This window comes from Labilibaculum euxinicum, from assembly GCF_009795715.1.
GTDB lineage: Bacteria > Bacteroidota > Bacteroidia > Bacteroidales > Marinifilaceae > Labilibaculum > Labilibaculum euxinus.
The window spans coordinates 109384-129795 of the sequence record NZ_WTCR01000002.1 but is presented as its reverse complement, the minus strand read 5'-3'; the positions used below and the strand labels follow the sequence as shown (position 1 = coordinate 129795).

At 35.9% G+C, this 20412-nt stretch carries 18 protein-coding genes; 10 read left to right on the top strand and 8 right to left on the bottom strand.

The features are described from left to right. Window positions 1–15: 15 nt before the first annotated feature. The 4 genes from GQR60_RS02560 to GQR60_RS02545 all read left to right on the top strand — a co-directional run bounded on the left by GQR60_RS02560 (window position 16) and on the right by GQR60_RS02545 (window position 5207). Window positions 16–459, top strand: coding sequence for an ATP-dependent zinc protease family protein (locus GQR60_RS02560; RefSeq protein WP_124991426.1), 444 nt, complete (start codon window positions 16–18; stop codon window positions 457–459). A 39-nt stretch (window positions 460–498) separates the two neighbouring features. Continuing rightward, window positions 499–1374: a 30S ribosomal protein S6--L-glutamate ligase gene (rimK, locus tag GQR60_RS02555; protein WP_124991425.1), complete on the top strand. Its 876-nt coding sequence runs from the start codon at window positions 499–501 to the stop codon at window positions 1372–1374. Beyond that, window positions 1364–2359: a succinylglutamate desuccinylase/aspartoacylase family protein gene (locus tag GQR60_RS02550; RefSeq protein WP_124991424.1), complete on the top strand. Its 996-nt coding sequence runs from the start codon at window positions 1364–1366 to the stop codon at window positions 2357–2359. Before rimK ends, GQR60_RS02550 begins: the two co-directional genes overlap by 11 nt. Window positions 2360–2630: 271 nt before the next feature. Beyond that, entirely contained in the window at window positions 2631–5207 is a 2577-nt protein-coding gene (locus GQR60_RS02545; protein ID WP_160463396.1) for a T9SS type A sorting domain-containing protein, read from the top strand. 67 nt (window positions 5208–5274) lie between these two features. Here the strand turns inward: GQR60_RS02545 and GQR60_RS02540 are convergent, their stop codons facing one another. The 5 genes from GQR60_RS02540 to GQR60_RS02520 form a co-directional block, all read right to left on the bottom strand. Beyond that, entirely contained in the window at window positions 5275–7665 is a 2391-nt protein-coding gene (locus tag GQR60_RS02540; RefSeq protein ID WP_124991422.1) for an outer membrane beta-barrel family protein, read from the bottom strand. Between the two features lie 318 nt (window positions 7666–7983). Continuing rightward, window positions 7984–8736 (bottom strand): LytR/AlgR family response regulator transcription factor, encoded by a 753-nt coding sequence (locus GQR60_RS02535; protein WP_124991421.1) that lies wholly within the window; start codon window positions 8734–8736, stop codon window positions 7984–7986. A gap of 3 nt (window positions 8737–8739) precedes the next feature. Then, complete coding sequence (locus GQR60_RS02530; RefSeq protein WP_124991420.1) at window positions 8740–9789, bottom strand: sensor histidine kinase; 1050 nt, start codon at window positions 9787–9789, stop codon at window positions 8740–8742. 6 nt (window positions 9790–9795) lie between these two features. Beyond that, complete coding sequence (locus tag GQR60_RS02525; RefSeq protein WP_124991419.1) at window positions 9796–10509, bottom strand: LiaF transmembrane domain-containing protein; 714 nt, start codon at window positions 10507–10509, stop codon at window positions 9796–9798. Window positions 10510–10533: 24 nt separating this feature from the next. After that, window positions 10534–10878, bottom strand: a complete 345-nt coding sequence (locus tag GQR60_RS02520) for a LiaF transmembrane domain-containing protein (RefSeq protein ID WP_124991418.1) — start codon at window positions 10876–10878, stop codon at window positions 10534–10536. A 393-nt stretch (window positions 10879–11271) separates the two neighbouring features. Between GQR60_RS02520 and ligA the strand changes: the two genes are divergently transcribed. The 6 genes from ligA to GQR60_RS02490 all read left to right on the top strand — a co-directional run bounded on the left by ligA (window position 11272) and on the right by GQR60_RS02490 (window position 17661). Beyond that, window positions 11272–13287, top strand: coding sequence for an NAD-dependent DNA ligase LigA (gene ligA / locus GQR60_RS02515; protein ID WP_124991417.1), 2016 nt, complete (start codon window positions 11272–11274; stop codon window positions 13285–13287). 96 nt (window positions 13288–13383) lie between these two features. Further along, the gene (locus GQR60_RS02510) at window positions 13384–13971 is read left to right on the top strand and encodes an exonuclease domain-containing protein (protein ID WP_124991416.1); all 588 of its coding nucleotides are present in this window, start codon (window positions 13384–13386) and stop codon (window positions 13969–13971) included. Window positions 13972–14080: 109 nt separating this feature from the next. Next, window positions 14081–14620 carry a DUF6913 domain-containing protein gene (locus GQR60_RS02505; RefSeq protein ID WP_124991415.1) on the top strand — a complete coding sequence of 180 codons (540 nt, stop codon included), beginning with the start codon at window positions 14081–14083 and terminating at the stop codon, window positions 14618–14620. Between the two features lie 5 nt (window positions 14621–14625). Next, complete coding sequence (gene dapA / locus GQR60_RS02500; RefSeq protein WP_124991414.1) at window positions 14626–15510, top strand: 4-hydroxy-tetrahydrodipicolinate synthase; 885 nt, start codon at window positions 14626–14628, stop codon at window positions 15508–15510. Between the two features lie 86 nt (window positions 15511–15596). Further along, the gene (locus tag GQR60_RS02495; RefSeq protein ID WP_101309201.1) at window positions 15597–16181 is read left to right on the top strand and encodes a penicillin-binding protein activator LpoB; all 585 of its coding nucleotides are present in this window, start codon (window positions 15597–15599) and stop codon (window positions 16179–16181) included. 58 nt (window positions 16182–16239) lie between these two features. Further along, window positions 16240–17661 (top strand): COG3014 family protein, encoded by a 1422-nt coding sequence (locus GQR60_RS02490; RefSeq protein ID WP_124991413.1) that lies wholly within the window; start codon window positions 16240–16242, stop codon window positions 17659–17661. Here GQR60_RS02490 and GQR60_RS02485 read toward each other — a convergent pair. From GQR60_RS02485 to GQR60_RS02475, 3 genes are all read right to left on the bottom strand, one after another. Continuing rightward, window positions 17653–18204, bottom strand: coding sequence for a heme NO-binding domain-containing protein (locus GQR60_RS02485; RefSeq protein ID WP_124991412.1), 552 nt, complete (start codon window positions 18202–18204; stop codon window positions 17653–17655). The genes GQR60_RS02490 and GQR60_RS02485 overlap by 9 nt on opposite strands. 158 nt (window positions 18205–18362) lie before the next feature. Continuing rightward, window positions 18363–19547, bottom strand: a complete 1185-nt coding sequence (locus tag GQR60_RS02480; RefSeq protein WP_124991411.1) for an alpha/beta hydrolase-fold protein — start codon at window positions 19545–19547, stop codon at window positions 18363–18365. A gap of 179 nt (window positions 19548–19726) precedes the next feature. Further along, complete coding sequence (locus tag GQR60_RS02475) at window positions 19727–20326, bottom strand: YceI family protein (protein WP_124991410.1); 600 nt, start codon at window positions 20324–20326, stop codon at window positions 19727–19729. Window positions 20327–20412: the final 86 nt, after the last annotated feature.

Here is a 20412-nt window from a genome sequence, read left to right as displayed (position 1 = left end):
AGAAATTACAATTACATGAAAATAATCATTGGGAAAATTGACAGGGCTGATTTTCCGGATCTGCACTTATCAAATATTGATTTAAAAGTTGATACCGGAGCGTATACGTCTTCTATTCATTGTCATCAAATTGAAGAGTGTCAGGTTGGAAATGAAAGACATTTAAAATTCAAACTTTTGGATCCCTCCCATCCCGATTATAACGAAAAAGAATTCACTGTTAAAAATTACAAGAAAAAAAGAGTTAAAAATTCTTTTGGGAAATCAGAAACCCGTTTTGTAATTGAAACAATTATTATATTATTTGATAAGGAGTTCCTTATTGAGCTTTCTTTAAGCGAACGCAGCGAAATGAGATATCCGATACTAATCGGAAGAAAACTTTTAAATGGAAAATTTATTGTTGATACTTCAAAACGCAATATTTCTTTCAAATTGAAACAAAAAAATCAGCAATAGAAAATTTAAAGTCCATCCAATAAATGTTAATTACATATTATGAAAATTGTTATTTTATCAAGAAATCCTAAATTATATTCTACCAAAAGATTAGTTGAAGCAGCAGAAAAAAGAGGCCATGAAGTACTTGTTGTGGATCATTTAAAATGCATTATTGAAATTGAAAAAAAGAAACCTAAGATCTTCTATGATGGCGCATACTTGATGGATGTTGACGCAATAATTCCAAGAATTGGTGCCTCTGTTACTTTTTACGGTTCAACAGTAGTCCGCCAATTTGAAATGATGAAAACATTTACAGCTGTTGGTTCTGAAGCTTTAATAAAATCGCGGGATAAATTAAGAAGCTTACAGGTTCTTTCACGCGCAGGTGTAGGCTTACCCCGCACCGTTTTTACCAACTACACAAAAGATGTTAATCATGTAATTCAATCGGTTGGAGGCACACCACTTGTACTTAAACTTCTGGAAGGAACTCAAGGATTAGGTGTTGTTTTAGCCGAAACTCCAAATGCTGCAACTTCAGTTATTGAGGCATTTAACGGACTAAAAGCCCGTGTGATTGCTCAAGAGTTTATTAAAGAATCGAAAGGTGCTGATATTAGAGCTTTTGTTGTTGATGGAAGAGTGGTTGGAGCTATGAAACGGCAAGCATTAAAAGGTGAATTTCGATCTAACCTTCACAGGGGAGGTTCTGCAACAATTATTGAATTGACTGATGAAGAGGAAAACACGGCAATAAAAGCAGCAAAGGCAATGGGATTAGGAATTGCTGGTGTGGACATGCTGCAATCAGCAAGCGGACCTTTGGTTTTGGAGGTAAATTCATCGCCAGGTTTGGAAGGTATCGAGATAGCAACCAAAAAGGACATCGCAAAACAAATAATTAGATTCATTGAAAGGAATGTTGATTGATAAGTATACCATACTAGGCAAAGAAATTCAGAAAGGTGAGCGTGCTTTCTTAGAATTGGAAGTTGCAAAATTGCATACCCGAAATACCATTAAGGTTCCCGTAATTGTGGAACGTGCGAAAAAAGATGGTCCTACCTTGCTTTTAATGGGTGGTGTGCACGGTGATGAAGTTAATGGAGTTGCCATTGTTCGAAATATCATTCGAAAAAAATACAACAAACCAAAAAGGGGAATGATTATCTGCATTCCCGTTTTTAATGTATTTGGATTCTTAAATCTCCGCAGAGAATTTCCTGACGGCAGAGATTTGAACAGAATGTTCCCTGGTTTTTTAAATGGTTCTCTTGCCAGTCAATTTGCATATCGTTTTACGAAAGAAATTGCACCCAAAGTTGATTATGTGATCGATTTTCATTCGGGCGGTGCTGACAGGTCAAATTTCCCTCAAATTCGATGCGTAATTAAGGAAAAAAAAACATTGAAACTTGCACAGGTTTTTAATGCTCCGTTTATTTTGAATTCCGATTACATTTCCAAATCTGTTCGCGACACCATTCGCAATCTGGGAAAAACAATTCTGCTCTTTGAAGGTGGAAAATCGAATGATCTGGATGAAGATGTTATTAGCTGCGGTGTAGAAGGCGCAGTGAACGTGATGAAATATTTAGGATTACAGAATGGAGATTTGCAATTAAAGCAGACACCAGTTGTGATTCCTAAAGCTCAATGGTTAAGAGCTTCCAATTCGGGTATGTTTCAATTACGGGTTGCTAATGGAAGTTGGGTCGTTAAAAAACAAATTTTGGGCGAAATAACAGATCCTTACGGAGGATATGAAAAAAAAGTGCTTGCTCCGTTTGATTGTTATGTGTTTTGTGTAAACACTGCACCTATGGTGCATAAAGGAGATGCTCTGTTTCACGTTAGTCTTGAAACGGATAAATTAAATTCGGACCTTATCTCTTCTGACTATTTGGTAGAATAAAAAACCCTTTATTAATCTCTATTCAATATAAAAAACAAACTATAAAAGCCTATTACTTTCAACAACAAACAACTCAATAATTGGCACATCACAGCAGGCTTACACCTCCTAATAAACGATAAACCAAACAATAGCTAATCCCTTAAAATAAAGAGTCATACATTCAGAATAAGTTAAGACACTTATTCATGTCAATCACAGATCATTCATTCAACAAATCGGATTTCATCAATTTATTTTGCATCTTCAATAAATATTTTAAAACCTGATGATGAATCCAATTAAATACTTTTCCATACTAATCGGTATTTTTACAATCCTTTTTACATTATCGCCACAGTGCTCTCATGCTGAGGAGACTGATCCAAACAGGACTCAAGTTCCATTTTCAACAGACACACAAAATTTTACCGTTTGGAATGGGGAAAACTATGTGCCTTTTTTTATTAAAGGAATTAACCTTGGCGTTTCAATTCCCGGAACATTCCCAGGTGAACTGGCCGCAAGCAAAGATCAATATGCTCGCTGGATAGAGGATATTCATGATGTTGGATTTAACTGTATTAGAGTCTACACACTTCATTACCCTCGTTTTTACGAAGCTTTAAAAGAATTTAACGATGCAAATCCGGCAAGTCCGATGTATATAATGCATGGTGTTTGGCTAGAGGAAGAACTAAGTGGGTACACCAATGATTTGTATCAGCTAAATGATGCATTCAATCAGGAAATTAAAGACGTGGTTAACTGTATTCATGGAAATAACAGTATAGATCACCGGTTTGGGAAGGCCTATGGATTATATACTGTTGATGTATCGCCTTGGCTTATGTCTTATATTATTGGAAGAGAAATTCATCCGGCAGAAATTCAGGAAACAAATAGTAAACATTCTGATCAAACTTCATTTTCAGGTACTGCTTTTAAGTTGGCAAGCGCCTCTCCATCCGAAGTTTGGGCAGTATCACATCTGGATGAACTTGTACGATACGAACGCAACAATTACAATACGGAGCGTCCTGTTAGTATTTCCAGCTGGCCTACTTTGGATCCCTTAGCACATCCAACAGAAACTACAACAGATGAAGACAAGCAATCATTGGATTTAGCCAACTTAGATTTATCGGGAGCACCTGCCGGTTATTTTGCCAGCTTTCACGCATACCCATATTATCCTGATTTTATTAGCGAAGATCACGGCTATAAACAATACTCCGATCCCCTTGGTCCGAACAGTTATTTGGGTTATATCAGCGATCTCAAGAATCATTATAAAAATTTCCCGGTTCTTATTGCCGAAATTGGAACCCCTTCAAGTTGGGGAATTGCACATTATGCATCCAATGGAATGAATCATGGTGGTTGTTCAGAAATTGAACAAGGACTCAATTTCCTAAGACTTCTTGATAATATTGAGGAAGCAGGTTGCGCAGGAGGAATACAATTTTCATGGATAGATGAGTGGTTCAAACGAACCTGGATTACCGATGCTTTTGATTTCAATCCTGAAGCAAGAATACTTTGGCACAATATTACCGCTGCAGAACAAAATTTTGGTTTAATCGCATTTCGACCGGCAGAAACCACCTACACCGAATTAGAAGATTTTGGCACCAATAAACCCATAAAAAAAATCCTTACTTCTGCAGACTATGATTTTTTCAACATTCGTTTGATGCTTGAAAAAGAGCTTTCGAACATTGATACCATTTGGATGGCAATTGACACCTATGATGCCAACTTGGGCGAATCAATATTGCCTTCGGGAACTACGATTACCAACAAAGCGGAATTTGCCCTACGTATCACCAACTATTCTGCCGAATTATTTGTAACTCAGGCTTATGATTTATTTGGTTTATGGCATGGTGTTTCAGAAGACAAGCAGCTTTATCATTCTGTTGCAACAGATGGAGCTCCATGGAATCTGGTTCGCTGGAAGAATAATGACGAAAACTATGAAATACAATACGTTGGAAATTTAAAAACCCGCAGAACAGAATTACCTCCTTCAAGTTTGGATGCTGTCATCATCTCAAATGATTCAATTGACATTCATCTTCCCTGGTCGTTATTACAGGTTACCGATCCTGCCAATGCAAAAGTAATGAATGATGACCGAGCCACACCTGAAACAGAAGAAGCCATCTCTGATGGCATAGCCCTAAGCGTTCTCCATAATGATGTATTATTGGAAGGAAATAATAGATTCATTTGGAGCTGGGGTGTACCAACTAACTATGTAGAAGTGAAAAAGCAATCTTACTATGTTGTAAAAGATGGATTGATTGAATTTAATAATGTACCAATTGCATATACTGATAGCTATTCCACAAATCAGGGCGAAAATCTTGTCGTTGAAGCTGAAAATGGACTCTTGGCCAATGATTTTGATTTTGACGGCAATACATTCTATTCTGAACTATCAGAATTCTGCGAAAACGGCTTTGTTTTCCTTTCGGAAGATGGATCCTTTGAATACATTCCTGATACTGGCTACAGTGGTGAAGATTTTTTCACATACCGCGCTTTCGACGATAGTGGCCACTCAATTAAGACAAAAGTGACTATTAATATCACTCCTGTTACTGCTGTTGATGATTTTACAAAAGAAGATTTTGCACTTGCTGTTTACCCAAATCCCGTAAGCACATTTTTACGTATTGATTTGCCAAATAATCGACCAACTCAATTGCGAATAATCAATCTAAAAGGATCTATTATTTACCAGAAACAAATAAGCGACACAAAGCACATCATTGATGTTCATTCATTTTCAAAAGGTGTTTACTTACTCAATATCCAAACAAGCAATAATCTACTGAGCAAAAAAATCATCATCAATTAAGGAAAACAATGAATACAAAAAAAAACCTCGTTCAACGAACGAGGTTTTTTTTTACCTGCTAATATTGTTAGATATCTTTCTCTGAGTGCTGGACTCCACTTCCTCTTTTTTTAGTTTTTAACACATTGTACTTTTTACCAAAATTATATCGGAAGGTCAAATTTGCCACCCTATTTTCAAAATTGTACTTCATTCTTTGAGTAAAACGATCTCCTGAAGTATTTACATTATACTTACTGCTATTTAAAACATCGTAAATCCATAAAGATATACTTGCTTTGCCTTTCATTATTCTCTTACCAAAAGCGAAATCTACTTGAAAGGATTGATCGTAATTTCCTTGAACAACAGGCATATCAGAGTCATAACGCAAAGTTGTTTGAAAATTGAACCACTTAGGTATTCGCATAGTTGAAGTTAGCTTTCCAAAAAAACCAAAATCGTCATTGGTAGAAAAACTCACTTTAGCAGAGGGTGTATACTTTTGATAGATTCCGGACAAGTAGGAATTAACACTCCACCATTTGTTAAATTTTGTAGATATATTAAAATCAACACCTGCATATTGTAGATTTCCAACATTCTCATAAGTCACAATCGCCACATTGCTTTCATTAACAGAACGATACTGTCTTATGATATTATCCTTGTACTGATAATACAAATTTGTAGTATAGGTTATCTTATCTCTTTTGTAAACAAAAGTTAACTCCGGCATATGCGTATAATAGGCTCCCAATTCTTTAGAACCCAATCTCTGATTTTCCGGATCTTGAAGATTTTGAAATGGATTCAACATTCTGGAATCAGGACGATAAACCATTTTAGAATAAGTCAGCAATACCTGCTTATTGTCGGATAATTTATAGGAAAGATGTACGCTGGGGAAAAAATCTAAATAATCGTCATTATACGCTTTATTCGTCTCAATATCCGAATACTCAGACCGCAAACCAAACTGATATCCGAAATCTCCTTTCTCTCCACTAAATTGAAAATACAAACCATGAATGCTCTCTTTATAATTAAACGCAGTAGATAAATCGATAGGCTCATTGTACTTTATCTCATTCGTTCGGTACAAATATCCGGTTTCTATCGAACCCACTTCACCTAAAGGCTGTTTGTAATCCATTTGAATAATTGCTTCCTCGCGGTTAGAATTGAAAAAGTCACTGGTATTCCCTTCTACTTCATCAGTATAATTTCCGTAATTTTCTGCTTTATTCCTTGTATAGCTTGCATCAAAAGAAAATTCCTGTCCTTTTCTATCAAACTTACGAATATAAGAGGCGTTGTACACCCAGGAATTCAAATCAATATCAACAGCACTTTCACGGGATGTTTCATTTGAAAAAGTACTACTGGTAATTAAATTTCGTGAATAGTTATAGATTCCATTCCGATTTTGCTTCACATTTCGATTGGTAACAGAAAAACTCACGGTGTTCTTATCATTTATTAAATAATCCATGCCCAATTGTCCAATGTGACTTCTATCGCCTAAATCGACATCGGCACGGCTATTCAACATCTCAACATTATTGTCTATTTCTGTAAATCGTGATAATTCATAATCTCTGCCAGACCAATCGTTTCGATAGCTGTATGATCCTGACAAATTGAGTTTTCCGGTTCGTAAATTAAGTGCAGTCCGACCCGAATGCTTGTTGATCGTACCAATGGTGGCGGAAGCATTTCCATTAAACCCCTTGGCTCTATCCTTCTTCATAATAATGTTTACAATCCCAGCTGAACCTGAAGCATCATATTTTGCGGAAGGACTTGTAATTACTTCTACACGGTCAACATCTGCTGCCGGCATATTACTCAATACATCTCCGGGACTCATTCCAAGTAATCCACTCAGTTTCCCATCGATTAATATTTTCACATCAGAACTTCCCCGTAATTGTATTCCGCCATTGGCTGTAACATTTAATTTAGGAATTGTTGCTAAAACTTCATTTATAGTACCTCCATCTGAAACAGGTGATTTTGACACATTGTAAACTGTTTTGTCCAATTCGATTCTGGCAAAATCACGATTCCCGGTAACTTCCACTTCCGTTATCCTTTGAGTATTGGCACGTAAAGTAAGTGGTTTAGACAAAAATAGCTTTTCATTTTCTTTTAAAAGAATTGGCTTACTGCTATAGCTCTCAAATCCAAGATATTCAACTCTGTAATAGCAGTTTAAGCTCTCTAATCCAGCTAATTCAAACTCCCCTTTTCTATTTGTGATAGTTCCCTTAACCAATAAAGAATCAGGTAAGGAATAAATTGATACTGTGGCATACTCAAGAGGCTTTTGATGTTCATTATCGACAACTACACCATTCAAATATGAATTTGTTACAGCTTTTGTAGAATCCTGAGCATAGGAATGCACAGCGGGGCTTAAAAAAAACAGAAGGACCGGCAATAATCCATTTCTGCAATCAAGTTTTAGACTCATTAGTAGTGTGTAAATTAGTTAGTGTATATAGTAACAGGTTGCACAAAAGTAGAAAATTTATGTTACGAATCAATTAAAAATCAAAAAACTTTTCCGCCAATTCACAAACAGAAACAATCAGTTTGTCATCAGTTTACATGTACTCACACTAAAAACCTTATTAACACTGGTCATTCGACTAAAACAACAAAAACTCAGCACAATTTAGTATAAAACACACTTAACAAAAGAAGCCCTAAAAAAACATATGGCTTTTGACATAAAAAAAGCATCTTTTCGTGAAAAAATGATGCTTACCATATAAAAACAGATCAATGATTAAATTTCCAACTGCAGTTTTAATTGCTTAAATCCATTTCGACTGACGTTTAAACTTTCCCCGGTTTTTAAAATTACAATCCAATGATCCTTCTCGTAAGGCTGCAATTGAGCTATCTGATCAATCTTCACCAAATAAGTTCGATGTATTCGACAAAACTCTTTCGGGCTTAAATGACTTTCAAAATATTTCATTGTCTTTTGCTTCAGATACCTTCCCTCATTGGTATAAATCATCACATAATCGTCCTGAGCCTCAAAATATTTTATTTTGTCAATTGCAATTACGTCAATTTTATTTCTTGATTTCACCACCACCCGGGTCAATAATTCATCCGAGGAATCGTTATGATTTTTTATTTTCTCAATCTGATCTTCACTCGTCACCGAATTTGAAATGCGATCCTTCACCTTGCGCACGGCATCCTGGAAACGTTCATTTGAGAATGGTTTGAGCAGATAATCAATTGCATTGTGTTCGAATGCTCTGATTGCATATTCGTTGTAAGCTGTTGTAAACACAATATTGCAAGGTTTATCGAGTAATTCCAACATTTCGAAACCTGTCAGTTTAGGCATCTGAACGTCTAAAAACACCAAATCCGGCTCCAACTCATTAATTGCTTTTAAGCCTTGAAATCCATCTGAATACTCACCTAAAATTTCAATATCCTGACAAGCTCCCAAATAAGAGCGAACCAAATCTCTGGCCAATGATTCATCATCAATAATTATTGCTTTTATTGCTTCCATATCTTATAAACTTTGTGGAAATTCCAGATAAACAGTAAATTGATCTTCTTTCTTAACAACTCGCATCAAATCAGCACGGCCATAAATTAAATGCAGGCGTTCCTGTATATTTTGTAAACCAATACCATTTCCCTTTGCAGGAACCGAATCCGGATCAAAATTATTACTGATATTAATTTTTAAAATATCATTCTCAAAACGACACTTTGTTAGTACACAAACAGGCTCAAGGCTTTCATGCACTCCGAATTTAATCGCATTTTCGTATAATGGCTGTAAAATTAGATTGGGAATTTTTAGTTTCCCGCAGTCGGGTGAAAGATCAAAATGAAGCTGCAGACGATCACCAAAACGAACTTTCTCAATTTCCATATACAAACGAATATTACTCAATTCGTTACTCAAATTATTTAACTCTTTTAAATTCTGAGCCAGAGAATAACGAAGGTAGGTTGACAATTTAACAAGCATCTCTCTGGATAACTCTGGCTTTGATAAAGTTAAAGAACTTACCGAATTTAAACTATTAAAAAGAAAATGCGGATTAATTTGAGATTTTAATGCTGTTAATTCTGCCTCTTTCACTAACTCTTTTAGCTCAGATTCACGAACCAATTTATCTTGAAAATTACGATAATACATTACTAAATAATACACAATTACAATATAATCGTACATCCCAAAGGCCATAAAAATCTGCCAATGCACAGGAATAAGATAATCGAAACCTTCACTGGTGGTGCCAAACCACATAGTTCGTAATTGATATGCGGACGATATCCAGATTCCCACCACAATTAAACCAGCAGTTAAATGATGTAAAAAAAAATGGAAAAACCCCAGACTTTCGATACTGGTATACATAACAATAAACCAAATACATGCACCTAATATCAATAATGGAAATGAAAAGCTAAAGGCATTTACGGCAGAATCATAAATAGTCCTTCCCTCGAAATACCATCCAATCATAAATAACAGCATCGCAAAAAATACCCAGGCTGCTATATAAATTGGAATGGCAAAACGATTTTTCAGAAGAGGATGCTGCATTTAAAATTATTTATATGATTTAATTTCACAACCACCCAGAGCGACAAATCCTTTAATGATTAGTTCCTTTTTAGGTTCAACTATATAATTAGTGGTTGGTATTCGTTTGTCGGAAACACCGCCTAAAATAGCAGAGACTTCAACCTTAACCTCCCAATCGGATGGAACAACCAGAACACAACCACCAAACATTGTAAATACGTCAATTATGTTTGTGCCTTCGGCCAGATCGGCATTGGTGAGATTTAATTCTGTTCCTCCAAAAACACAGGTAACTTTTCCACCTCTAAAATTTTTGGTGTTAATTACTTTTTCACCACCGCCAAATATATTTAGCTCATCGATATAATCAGAATCTGATCCTACCGCCGATCGCTTGCTAACATCACATCCGTTTCGTTTTCGGATAACCACAACTCCTATTACAATTAGCATTACAGGCCAAAATAAGCCTCGCCAGTTAAAGCTCCAATCGAATACAATAGGCATTAAAAACACCCCTCCCACTGCCATTAGAACAATTCCTGTAGTTTTATCATCTTTACCAAAAAAGAAAAGTGCCCCTAAACCAAACAGTAACATTGGCCACGAAAAGATAACATGCCTTAAGTCATAGGGAATAAAATCCAGATTTTTAAGAACCAATAAGCATCCAAATAGAATTAAGAAAATACCGAATATTGCACGGTTGTTTGGGTTTGATTTATGTTGTGATCTCATGATGATATATTTTATGATATGAATTTATTTATTTTTACAACAATATGGTGAATCAGGAGAAAAAATAAACGCAATGCCTCCTAAAATAAGTAGTACAGGAAAAAACCATATCTCCCAATTTTGTGGTAGAAAATACAAATCATCCATAAGGAAGTATCCTCCGACAGCTATAGCCATCAGACCTCCAAAAAATCTCCGACGAACCAAAATCTGCAGTACGCCAATTAAAATTAAAACGGATTCCCACCGATACAAATAGGTTTCGATAAAATCAGACTGATAATTGAGCCGTTCCAAAATAATTACGATTCCAACTATTATTAACCCAAGCCCAACAAACAGACTTTTATTTTTTTTATTTTCATCCATGATATTGTTGTTTAAGATTAGTGTATCCTTTATTTCTAAAACTAAAGTAATGCAATATAATAGCTTTTAATTCTTGAAATCGGTTAAGTGTGCTCAAGAATCGGTAAATGGTGCGAAATGAAAATGATCTCCGATATCACTTGGGAACGTCATGTCCAGCGAAGTCAGAACATCTGTTATTCAAAGTTAAAGATTCGTCGACACCACCTCTTCCTACCTGTAATTGCTTTCCATATGGCTGTACTTTACAACTCATAATCAGACAGTTCATCAATTACAGTTTTCGATCTCAAAAATCATTGAAATCACCTCAAGGTTTACTATTTTTACCATTCAGGGCTTGTTATAAAAAACACAGCTCATCTATTCACACAACGATAGACTTTTACAACTATGAATCAGGCAGAAGCAAAAGCTCGCATTGCAGAATTGCGCGGGCAATTACATACATACAATCACAATTACTACGTTTTATCGCAGCCAAGCATCAGCGATTACGACTTTGATATACTCTTGAAAGAGTTGATGACTTTGGAAAATCAATATCCTGAATTTTATGATCCCAATTCGCCAACCCAACGAGTTGGCAGCGACATCAATCTGGAATTTAATCAGGTAGAGCACAAATACCCGATGCTTTCGTTAGGCAATACCTATTCGGAGGAAGAAATCCGCGATTTCGAAAACCGTATTAAAAAGTTGATTGATGGTGATGTTGAATACGTATGCGAAATGAAATACGACGGCACATCAATTTCTTTAACCTACAAAAATGGAAAACTGGTTCAGGCAGTAACCCGTGGCGATGGTGTAAAAGGTGATGATGTTACGGCTAATGTGAAAACAATCAGATCGGTACCTTTGCAATTAAGTGGTGATGGATATCCTGAAGAATTTGAAATACGAGGCGAAATATTAATGCCTTTTACTGTTTTTAATGGCTTGAACGAGGAACGCGGGGATATTGGAGAAGCGCCGTTTGCGAATCCTAGAAATGCAGCTTCGGGAACATTGAAAATGCAAAACTCATCGGTAGTTGCAAAGCGAAAGTTGGATTGCTACCTTTATTATTTGTTGGGCAAGGAAATTCCAAGCAGAAACCATTACGACAATTTATTGGCCGCTAAAAACTGGGGGTTTAAAATTCCTGACAACACAGCGCTTTGTAAAAATATCGACGAAGTAATTGCATTCATTAAAGAATGGGACGAAAAACGCAACTCGTTGCCGGTTCCTGTAGATGGAATTGTAATAAAAGTGAATTCGCTGGATATGCAGGAAGAACTAGGTTTTACTGCAAAATCGCCTCGTTGGGCAATTTCCTATAAATACAAAGCAGAACGGGTATCTACCAAACTGGAAAAAGTGACTTATCAAGTAGGCAGAACCGGATCGATTACTCCGGTAGCCAATTTAACGCCAGTGCAATTGGCCGGCACAACAGTAAAAAGAGCATCACTGCACAATGCTGATATCATTCAAAATTTAGATCTGCACGAAAACGATACTGTTTATGTGGAAAAAGGCGGCGAAATTATTCCAAAAATTGTTGGTATAGAACTGACTGAAAGATCTGCGGAAGCACAAGCAATTCAATACATTGAAGAATGCCCTGAATGTGGCACTCCTTTGGTACGTAAAGAAGGCGAAGCGAATCATTATTGTCCGAATGATATGGGCTGTCCGCCCCAGATTAAAGGGAAAATTGAACATTTCATCAGCCGTCGTGCTATGGATTTGGACGGATTGGGCGAAGAAACCATCGACCTGCTTTTTCAAAAGAATCTAATTCGTGATGTTACAGGTTTGTACCGATTGACTAAAGAGGATATGATTCCTTTAGAGCGCATGGGTGATAAATCTGCAGAGAGAATATTGACAAGCATTACAAATTCAAAAAATATTCCTTACGAAAGGGTTTTGTATGCTTTGGGCATTCGGTATGTTGGCATTACAGTAGCGAAGAAATTGGCAAAAGCGATACCTTCTATCGACAGATTAGCAGAATCGACGCTTGAAGAATTGATTCAAGTAGACGAAATTGGAGTAAAAATTGCTGAAAGTATAGTAGAATACTTTGCCAATGAATACCATAAGAATTTAATTGCCCAGTTAAAAGAATTTGGCTTGCAATTGGAGACTGAAATTGTGGAAAATGAGAGTGCGAGCAATACACTTGAAGGTTTATCCATTGTTATATCCGGAAGCTTTTCAAAATACTCCCGCGATGAATTAAAGGAAATGATTGAACTGCACGGAGGAAAAAATGTAAGTTCTATATCGAAGAAAACAAGTTTTCTTTTAGCAGGAGAAAAAGTGGGACCAAGCAAATTTGAAAAAGTAGAAAAATTAGGAATTGGAATAAAAACGGAAGATGAATTTTTGAAGATGATTGGGATGAGCAGTTAGCAGTTAGCAGTTAGCAGTTAGCAGTTAGCAGTTAGCAGTTAGCACAAAATTAAAAGTTTTAGTCCTTGTTTCTTTACTCTTTTATCTTAAAAAAAAATGAATTTTACCGCTATAGATTTCGAAACAGCAAACGGACAACGAAATTCTGCCTGTTCGCTTGGTTTGGTCCGTGTTGAGAATGGAATTATTGTTGAAAGCAAAGATTGGTTGATATCGCCTCCTGAAATGTATTTTCATCCGATGAATGTTAGTATACATGGAATTACAGAGGAAGATGTAATGAACGAACCCAGCTTCAATTACATATGGGAAGAAGTGGAAGATTATCTTCATGGTAAAATGGTGATTGCCCACAACGCCAGTTTTGATGTATCGGTACTTCGCGCCTGTTTAGACACTTATGGCATTCGTTTTCCGGAATTTGATTACCTATGCACCGTACAAATCAGCCGTAACATATGGCCCAATATGCCAAACCACAAGCTGAATACAATGGCTCACTTGTTCGATATTCCACTTAAACACCACGATGCATTAGAGGACACTTTGGCTTGTGCTAAAATTGCAATAAAAGCATGCGAAGTAATGAATATGAATAGTCTCTTCGATCTGGCAAATGAGTTACACATTGCCCCAGGCAAACTGAATCCAAATGGTTACAAGGCTCCAAAAAAAATTAAATAAGCTTAATTTATGATTTACAAAATGATTTTTTTCATAACTTGTGGTTTCAAATTGTGATTGCCTGTGCAACCCATAAATACAAGCCTTCAACTTAACTATCGAATATAAAATGAGTTTTTTTCAAAATATTAAAAATCAGCTTGCCGGCTTAAAAATCAAAAGCAAGCTAAAAAAAAATACGCGCAAAAAGGAGTTTCACAATTTAGAAAGTTCTAAAAGTATAGGGATCCTGTTTGATACTCTTCAGGAAAAGAATCACTCTGTAGTAAAAAAGTTCGCAGAAGATTTAAGCCAAAAAGGCTATAAAGTGCAAACCGTTGGTTGGGTTAACGCCAACGAACTGCCTGATTTTGGTGTGGCTCAAAAAATAGTTTTCTATACCAATAAGGATGTGAAATGGAGCGGAGAACCAATCATTCCCGAATTAATTGAATTCATCAATACTAAGTTTGATTTACTCTTTGTTCTTACTAAATCGGAACATCTGTCGATAAAATACATTACACAAGTTTCATTGGCATCCTGCAAAGTTGGTTCATTGGTGGACAACTGTGAACATCTTGATTTAATGATTGATCAGGGGAAAAACAATTCTATGGAAAATCTAATCAGCGAAAGCTTAAAGTATCTTTCACAGATTAAAAAGTAATAAGGATGAACAGCAACAAATTTACAGGAACAGGCATAGCTCTTATTACTCCATTTAAAAATAATGGAAGTGTCGATTATACTGCACTTAGCGACACTGTTAATTTTCAGATTAAAAATGGTATTAATTATTTAGTAGTGCTGGGAACTACAGGTGAGGTATCAACACTTTCGTGTGATGAAAAAATTTCCGTCATCAACCACATTATTGAGGTGAATGCGAAGCGCGTTCCTTTGGTGGTTGGCTTTGGAGGAAACAATACACAGGCTGTTATTCAGCAGATTCAGGAGTTCGCCGAATTTGATGAAATTGACGCCATTCTATCAGTTGCTCCTTACTACAACAAACCCAGTCAGGAAGGCTTGTTTCTGCATTATCAGGCCATTGCAAATGCCAGTCCGGTTCCGGTAATTCTTTATAATGTACCAAGCAGATCTGGTGTTAACATCAGCGCTGAAACCTGCGTAAAACTGGCTTCGGAAATTGAAAATATAATTGGTGTAAAAGAGGCTTCAGGTAATATGGAACAACTTATGAACATTCTTAAAAACAAACCAAAAGACTTTTTAGTGATATCAGGCGATGATGCCATAACCTTTCCTCTTATTTCATTAGGAGGCAGTGGTGTTATTTCTGTACTTGGGAATGCTTTTCCAAAGGAATGGAGCCAGATGGTAAGATTAGCATTAGATGGCAAAAACAAGGAAGCTCTTCAGATTCATTATAAGATGTTTGGAATCATCCAAAACCTTTTTACAGAAGGCAATCCTGCCGGAATTAAAGCAATTCTAAGCATGAAAAAACTCTGTGAAAATTGTTTGCGTTTGCCTCTCACTCCAATTAGTGAATCGCATTACCTAAAACTATCAAAATTAGTAGAGGATTTATAATCATATTGGCATAAAAATTGTAATTACCTGAATACAATTCACTTCAAAAAATTAGAATATTATTTATAACAAAAAATGAAAATATTATGAAGTATTCATTTCGCTTATTTGTTTTCGCACTGGCTGTATTAGCTGGCGTTTCGTGCTCGAGACAAGTTACCCGGGTATCTCCTGATCAGCAAATTGATTTAAGTGGTCGATGGAACGATACCGATTCAAAATTGACTGCCGAGGCTTTAATTGATCAATTACTTAATCAAAATTGGATTGAAGATTATCAACAGGAATTTAATCGTAAACCTGTTGTTATTGTTGGCTTAATCACCAATAAAAGTTCAGAACACATCGATTCGGATACTTACATTAAAGACATCGAAAAAGCCATTTTAAATGACAGTCGGGTTCGCTTGGTACAAGCGGGTGCCAAACGAGAAGATCTTCGTCAGGAACGTGCAGACCAACAAGATTTTGCATCCAAAGCAACTCTTAAAAAATGGGGACAGGAATTAGGTGCTGATTTCATATTACAAGGTGACATCAATTCGATTATAGACAGTTATAAAAAAGAAAATGTTCGTTACTATCAGTTAAATCTGGAGTTAACTAATCTTGAAACCAGCGAACTGGTTTGGATGGGTGATAAGAAAATTAAAAAGTACGTAAACAAATAAATTAGTACTCAACAGGAAGTCATTGGTTGGCTTCCTGAATTTCTTTATTCCTTTTTCGATGAAGCAAAAATTATCCTTACATATATCGGGTAAAATACTCCCTGTTTTTTTATTTGGTGTTCTTCTTCTATTATCTGGTTGTGCTACCTATTACATGCAAAATGAAGCTTTTAACAACTATTTTTTGCAGGGCGACATAGCGAGTGCCGAAAAAGTACTGGATAAAGATAAAAAGAGCAATCGAAACAAAAATAAAGCCTTGTTTTTACTGAATAAGGGAACCTTATCGTGGATGCAGCAAGATTATGTTTCGGCGACTAAGTATTTTAACGAAGCGGATCTTTTCATTGAAGATCAACGTAAAAATATTGGTTCGGAAGCATTGGCAATGCTTACCAATCCAATGGCCAGACCCTATGTTCCAGAGGATTTTGAGAATGTAATGCTCAATTTCTATAAAGCGTTAAGCTATTTGGAAATGGGCGATACGGAAGCGGCTTTGGTTGAATGCCGAAGAGTAAATGAAAAATTGTATGCCCTGAACGATAAATATCCAAAGAATTATCAGAACAGATACAGCGATGATGCCTTTGCCCATACACTAATGGGGTTAATTTACGATTCGTCGGGAGATTCGAACAATGCCTTTATTGCTTATCGGAATGCTCTTAAAATTTATGAGGACAATTATCTAAAAAACTTTAATACTCCTGCACCGCAGCAATTGAAAGAAGATCTTCTTCGAACTGCCTATAAAACCGGTTTGATGGAAGATTATGAATTTTTCAAAAATAAATTTGGCTTCGATTTCCAAAAGGCCGACAAGACTGAAGGAGATGTAATAATCATCTGGTTGTCGGGGCTTGGTCCGGTAAAAGCAGAATGGAGCATCAATTTTAGCGCCGTTAATGGTCGCGATGGCTATCTGACCATGGTGAACAATGAAGAAAATGTTACGTTGCCTTTTTTTGTAGGAAATATGGATAGCCGGACACAAAATTCTTTTAGTGATCTGGATTTTGTTCGTGTTGCTTTTCCAAAGTATCAGGAACGAATTCCCTACTACACAAATGCCGATATCATTATAAATGATTCGCTTAGCTATCCTTTGGATAAAGGAGAAGACATAAACGCAATTGCTTTTAAAACATTAAAAGACCGAATGGTGCGCGAAATGGCAAATTCTTTACTTCGACTTGCCACCAAGCAGGCAATTGAAAGTTACACAAGAAGTAAAGATGAAAATTTAGGTGCTATTATCAGCATTTTTAATGCCGTTACTGAAAAAGCCGACACCAGAAATTGGCAAACCCTACCCAACTCTATTCACTACACCCGAATTCGATTGAAAGAGGGAAAACATACCGTTACTCTTAGAGTAAATTCTCCAAACGGAGATAGCAAAGATCAGCAATTTGATCTTGAAGTGAAGGCCGGGAAAACCAAATATTTCACCTTTCACAATATGGAATCAAACTAACACCTCATTTTTTGAAAGGGTGAAACAGACCAATTTGTTTTTCTCTGAAATAAATTCAGTATTTAAAGTCAATTCTTCATTAAAAAACCTTTGACAGCCCATAAATAATCCAATGGCCAAATCAATCAGTAATTTTTCAGTCTGATAACTCATCTGAAACGTGGAATCATTAATTTTCACCACTCTAAAACGTGGAATTTCAACCGGAGTAAAGCGTTCCTGAATTTTATTGTGGATGAACTCATCTATCTGATCCAAGAAATCGAATATGCTGCTGTTACCGGCAAAACTGGGTCGAAACAAAATTACCAAACGGGAGAAAAGATATTCTCCAAAGTTTTTTGCGACATCGGGAACTGAACTTTTCACTTCGGAACTAAGCAAATTACACAACTCAACAAATTGACTGTACGGATAATCGGCTGTTGCTTCGTAAACACCGTTATTTCCTGTTCCCAAATCAGAAATGATCTTTTCGGTTAAGATTAAATCATACTCCTTCTCTATCATTTCCAAAAACTCTGTGAAAAATATTCCCTTCATCGTTCCTCCGCTTTTACTATCGACCAATGCAAATCAATTGTATCAGTAAAAATATATCACTATTATTATAGTGTGTAACGGACTAGAATAAAAGTAATTGTGTAGGAGGGTAAATAAATTTAAAGGAATTAATATTTAATACTTCGCCTTGCTTTACATTATAAATCTATATTGTTTTGAGTTTTATTTTCAAGTTCAACCAATAATTTCTGCATCGCAATAAATTTATTCTCATAATCCCATCTGCCTTTGTCTTTGTTATGCGCAATCTCATAAAACTTTACTGCTTCCTTAGGTTGATTAACTTTTTCGTAGATCTCACCTACGTAATAAAATGACTCTGCTCTTTCAGGATAATTGGAAATAGAATATTTTAAAAAAGCCATTGCGTCATCATACCGTTCAGCATCTTTAAGCTGAATACAAACATTCTCAAGCAGAGAATAGGGCAATTTTTCATTTCTGCCATAACTCAACAATACTTTTCGTTGATAAGTTTCAGCAACCTCAACACCCTTTTCAACTAAAACCTGTACATCAGGATATTTGTATTCCGCGAAAATAGTTTCCATGCCCTGCATTAAACTTTTACGATAGAGGGTGTAATGACTTTCGTCGGGCATCCATGCATAATTCCATTTCAGATCAGATGGTGCTTTTGTTTCTAAGGATAGAATTAAGGATTTACAGGATTTTAACATCTCCGTAGCTTCCTCGGCAAAAGAAACAAACAGTTGTTTTCTAATGGATGAATTGTTGCTTAAGAACTGGTCAATATCGTTCACAATCGCCTTATTATTCCACCAAAGAATCGGACTAAAGGCCAAATATTTATCAAATAAGTCGGGTCGTGTAGAAAATGCATATACTACGAAAAGACCACTATAACTGTGTCCCATAACCAGCCGCTGAGTACTCGCTCTAAAATTATCTGCAATAAAGGGAAACACATCCAACTCGAGGGTTTTAATAAAATTATCGGCTCCTCCCCGGGTTCGAAAAATATTTTTATTCATAATTGAATCAACAGGAGTCATATCGCGAAAGCGATCGGTATTCGGAAGCCCTACAACAATATGAGGCGGAATAAAATGATTATCCATGAGAAAACTTAAAACTTCGATTCCCATATCGAAGTTCGTCTCTGCATCCAACAAATAGATTGTTGGGTATTTATAATATGTGTCGTTATATTCGTTGGGAAGCAAAACTTTTACATCGCGGTATTCTTTAAGAACTGTGGAATAAACACGGGAACTATGCAAATTTTTTAAGTTTACTTCAGCAGAAGTATTCGAACAGATCAGTAAGGCAAATAAAGTTGAAAACAAAATTCGCATCATAATAACATTTGGTTTAGGTTTAAAGCGTTAACAAATTACGATTATTTACAGTAAGATCAAAGATTTAGCGAGACTTTACAAAAGCATCAAAACTATTGTTCTTATTAATTACACAATACAATTCCATATAAAAAGCCGAAATAAGAATATTCCGGCTTATGCTTCTAAAAAAAAAATCTTTACTCTAAATATAAATCTAAATTTAATTCAAAATCATCATAAATTGTTTTATCTCCCAGATTATCGAAGAAAGAACCGGATCCGTAACGAACGTTGAACTTTGTTCTATCGATAGTCATTTTTCCACTTACATGTACACTCGCATCATGTTTGTGTAAATTCGCCATAAATTCAATGGGTTCAGTAATTCCTTTGATTGTAATATTTCCTTTTACCTTGTAATTACCATCTTCCATTTTCTCGGCATTGGTAATTTCAAATTTTGATTCAGGAAATTTTTCCACACCAAAAAAATCGTCGGATTTTAAATGACCTTCCAACTTTGCTTTGTAATCAGCATCCTTCAGGTCTGTATTCGCAATACTTGTCATATCAACAACAAAACTTCCTTTAACAATTTCACCTTCGTCAAGTACCAAGCTTCCACTCTTTACTTTAATGGTTCCGGAATGTTCTCCTGTCACTTTTTTACCTAACCATTCAATTTTACTATTTTCAGCATTCAATTTTAAATTGTCTTTTTTTGCCAAAGCCGTGCCTGGAGTCGAAACAACACTGACAACAAGAACTACTATCATTACTAAACCTAATCTCTTCATAACTTCAAATATTAATTAAATTTCTTTTATTCGTTTTAAAATATCTGTAAGAACCTTACAATTACAAATTTAGCACGTAATTGTTC

Bases quoted from the DNA above. Each gene is read 5' to 3' on its own strand.
- GQR60_RS02560 (WP_124991426.1), top strand. From the start codon at position 16: ATGAAAATAATCATTGGGAAAATTGACAGGGCTGATTTTCCGGATCTG.
- rimK (WP_124991425.1), top strand. From the start codon at position 499: ATGAAAATTGTTATTTTATCAAGAAATCCTAAATTATATTCTACCAAA.
- GQR60_RS02550 (WP_124991424.1), top strand. From the start codon at position 1,364: ATGTTGATTGATAAGTATACCATACTAGGCAAAGAAATTCAGAAAGGT.
- GQR60_RS02545 (WP_160463396.1), top strand. From the start codon at position 2,631: ATGAATCCAATTAAATACTTTTCCATACTAATCGGTATTTTTACAATC.
- GQR60_RS02540 (WP_124991422.1), bottom strand. From the start codon at position 7,665: ATGAGTCTAAAACTTGATTGCAGAAATGGATTATTGCCGGTCCTTCTG.
- GQR60_RS02535 (WP_124991421.1), bottom strand. From the start codon at position 8,736: ATGGAAGCAATAAAAGCAATAATTATTGATGATGAATCATTGGCCAGA.
- GQR60_RS02530 (WP_124991420.1), bottom strand. From the start codon at position 9,789: ATGCAGCATCCTCTTCTGAAAAATCGTTTTGCCATTCCAATTTATATA.
- GQR60_RS02525 (WP_124991419.1), bottom strand. From the start codon at position 10,509: ATGAGATCACAACATAAATCAAACCCAAACAACCGTGCAATATTCGGT.
- GQR60_RS02520 (WP_124991418.1), bottom strand. From the start codon at position 10,878: ATGGATGAAAATAAAAAAAATAAAAGTCTGTTTGTTGGGCTTGGGTTA.
- ligA (WP_124991417.1), top strand. From the start codon at position 11,272: ATGAATCAGGCAGAAGCAAAAGCTCGCATTGCAGAATTGCGCGGGCAA.
- GQR60_RS02510 (WP_124991416.1), top strand. From the start codon at position 13,384: ATGAATTTTACCGCTATAGATTTCGAAACAGCAAACGGACAACGAAAT.
- GQR60_RS02505 (WP_124991415.1), top strand. From the start codon at position 14,081: ATGAGTTTTTTTCAAAATATTAAAAATCAGCTTGCCGGCTTAAAAATC.
- dapA (WP_124991414.1), top strand. From the start codon at position 14,626: ATGAACAGCAACAAATTTACAGGAACAGGCATAGCTCTTATTACTCCA.
- GQR60_RS02495 (WP_101309201.1), top strand. From the start codon at position 15,597: ATGAAGTATTCATTTCGCTTATTTGTTTTCGCACTGGCTGTATTAGCT.
- GQR60_RS02490 (WP_124991413.1), top strand. From the start codon at position 16,240: ATGAAGCAAAAATTATCCTTACATATATCGGGTAAAATACTCCCTGTT.
- GQR60_RS02485 (WP_124991412.1), bottom strand. From the start codon at position 18,204: ATGAAGGGAATATTTTTCACAGAGTTTTTGGAAATGATAGAGAAGGAG.
- GQR60_RS02480 (WP_124991411.1), bottom strand. From the start codon at position 19,547: ATGATGCGAATTTTGTTTTCAACTTTATTTGCCTTACTGATCTGTTCG.
- GQR60_RS02475 (WP_124991410.1), bottom strand. From the start codon at position 20,326: ATGAAGAGATTAGGTTTAGTAATGATAGTAGTTCTTGTTGTCAGTGTT.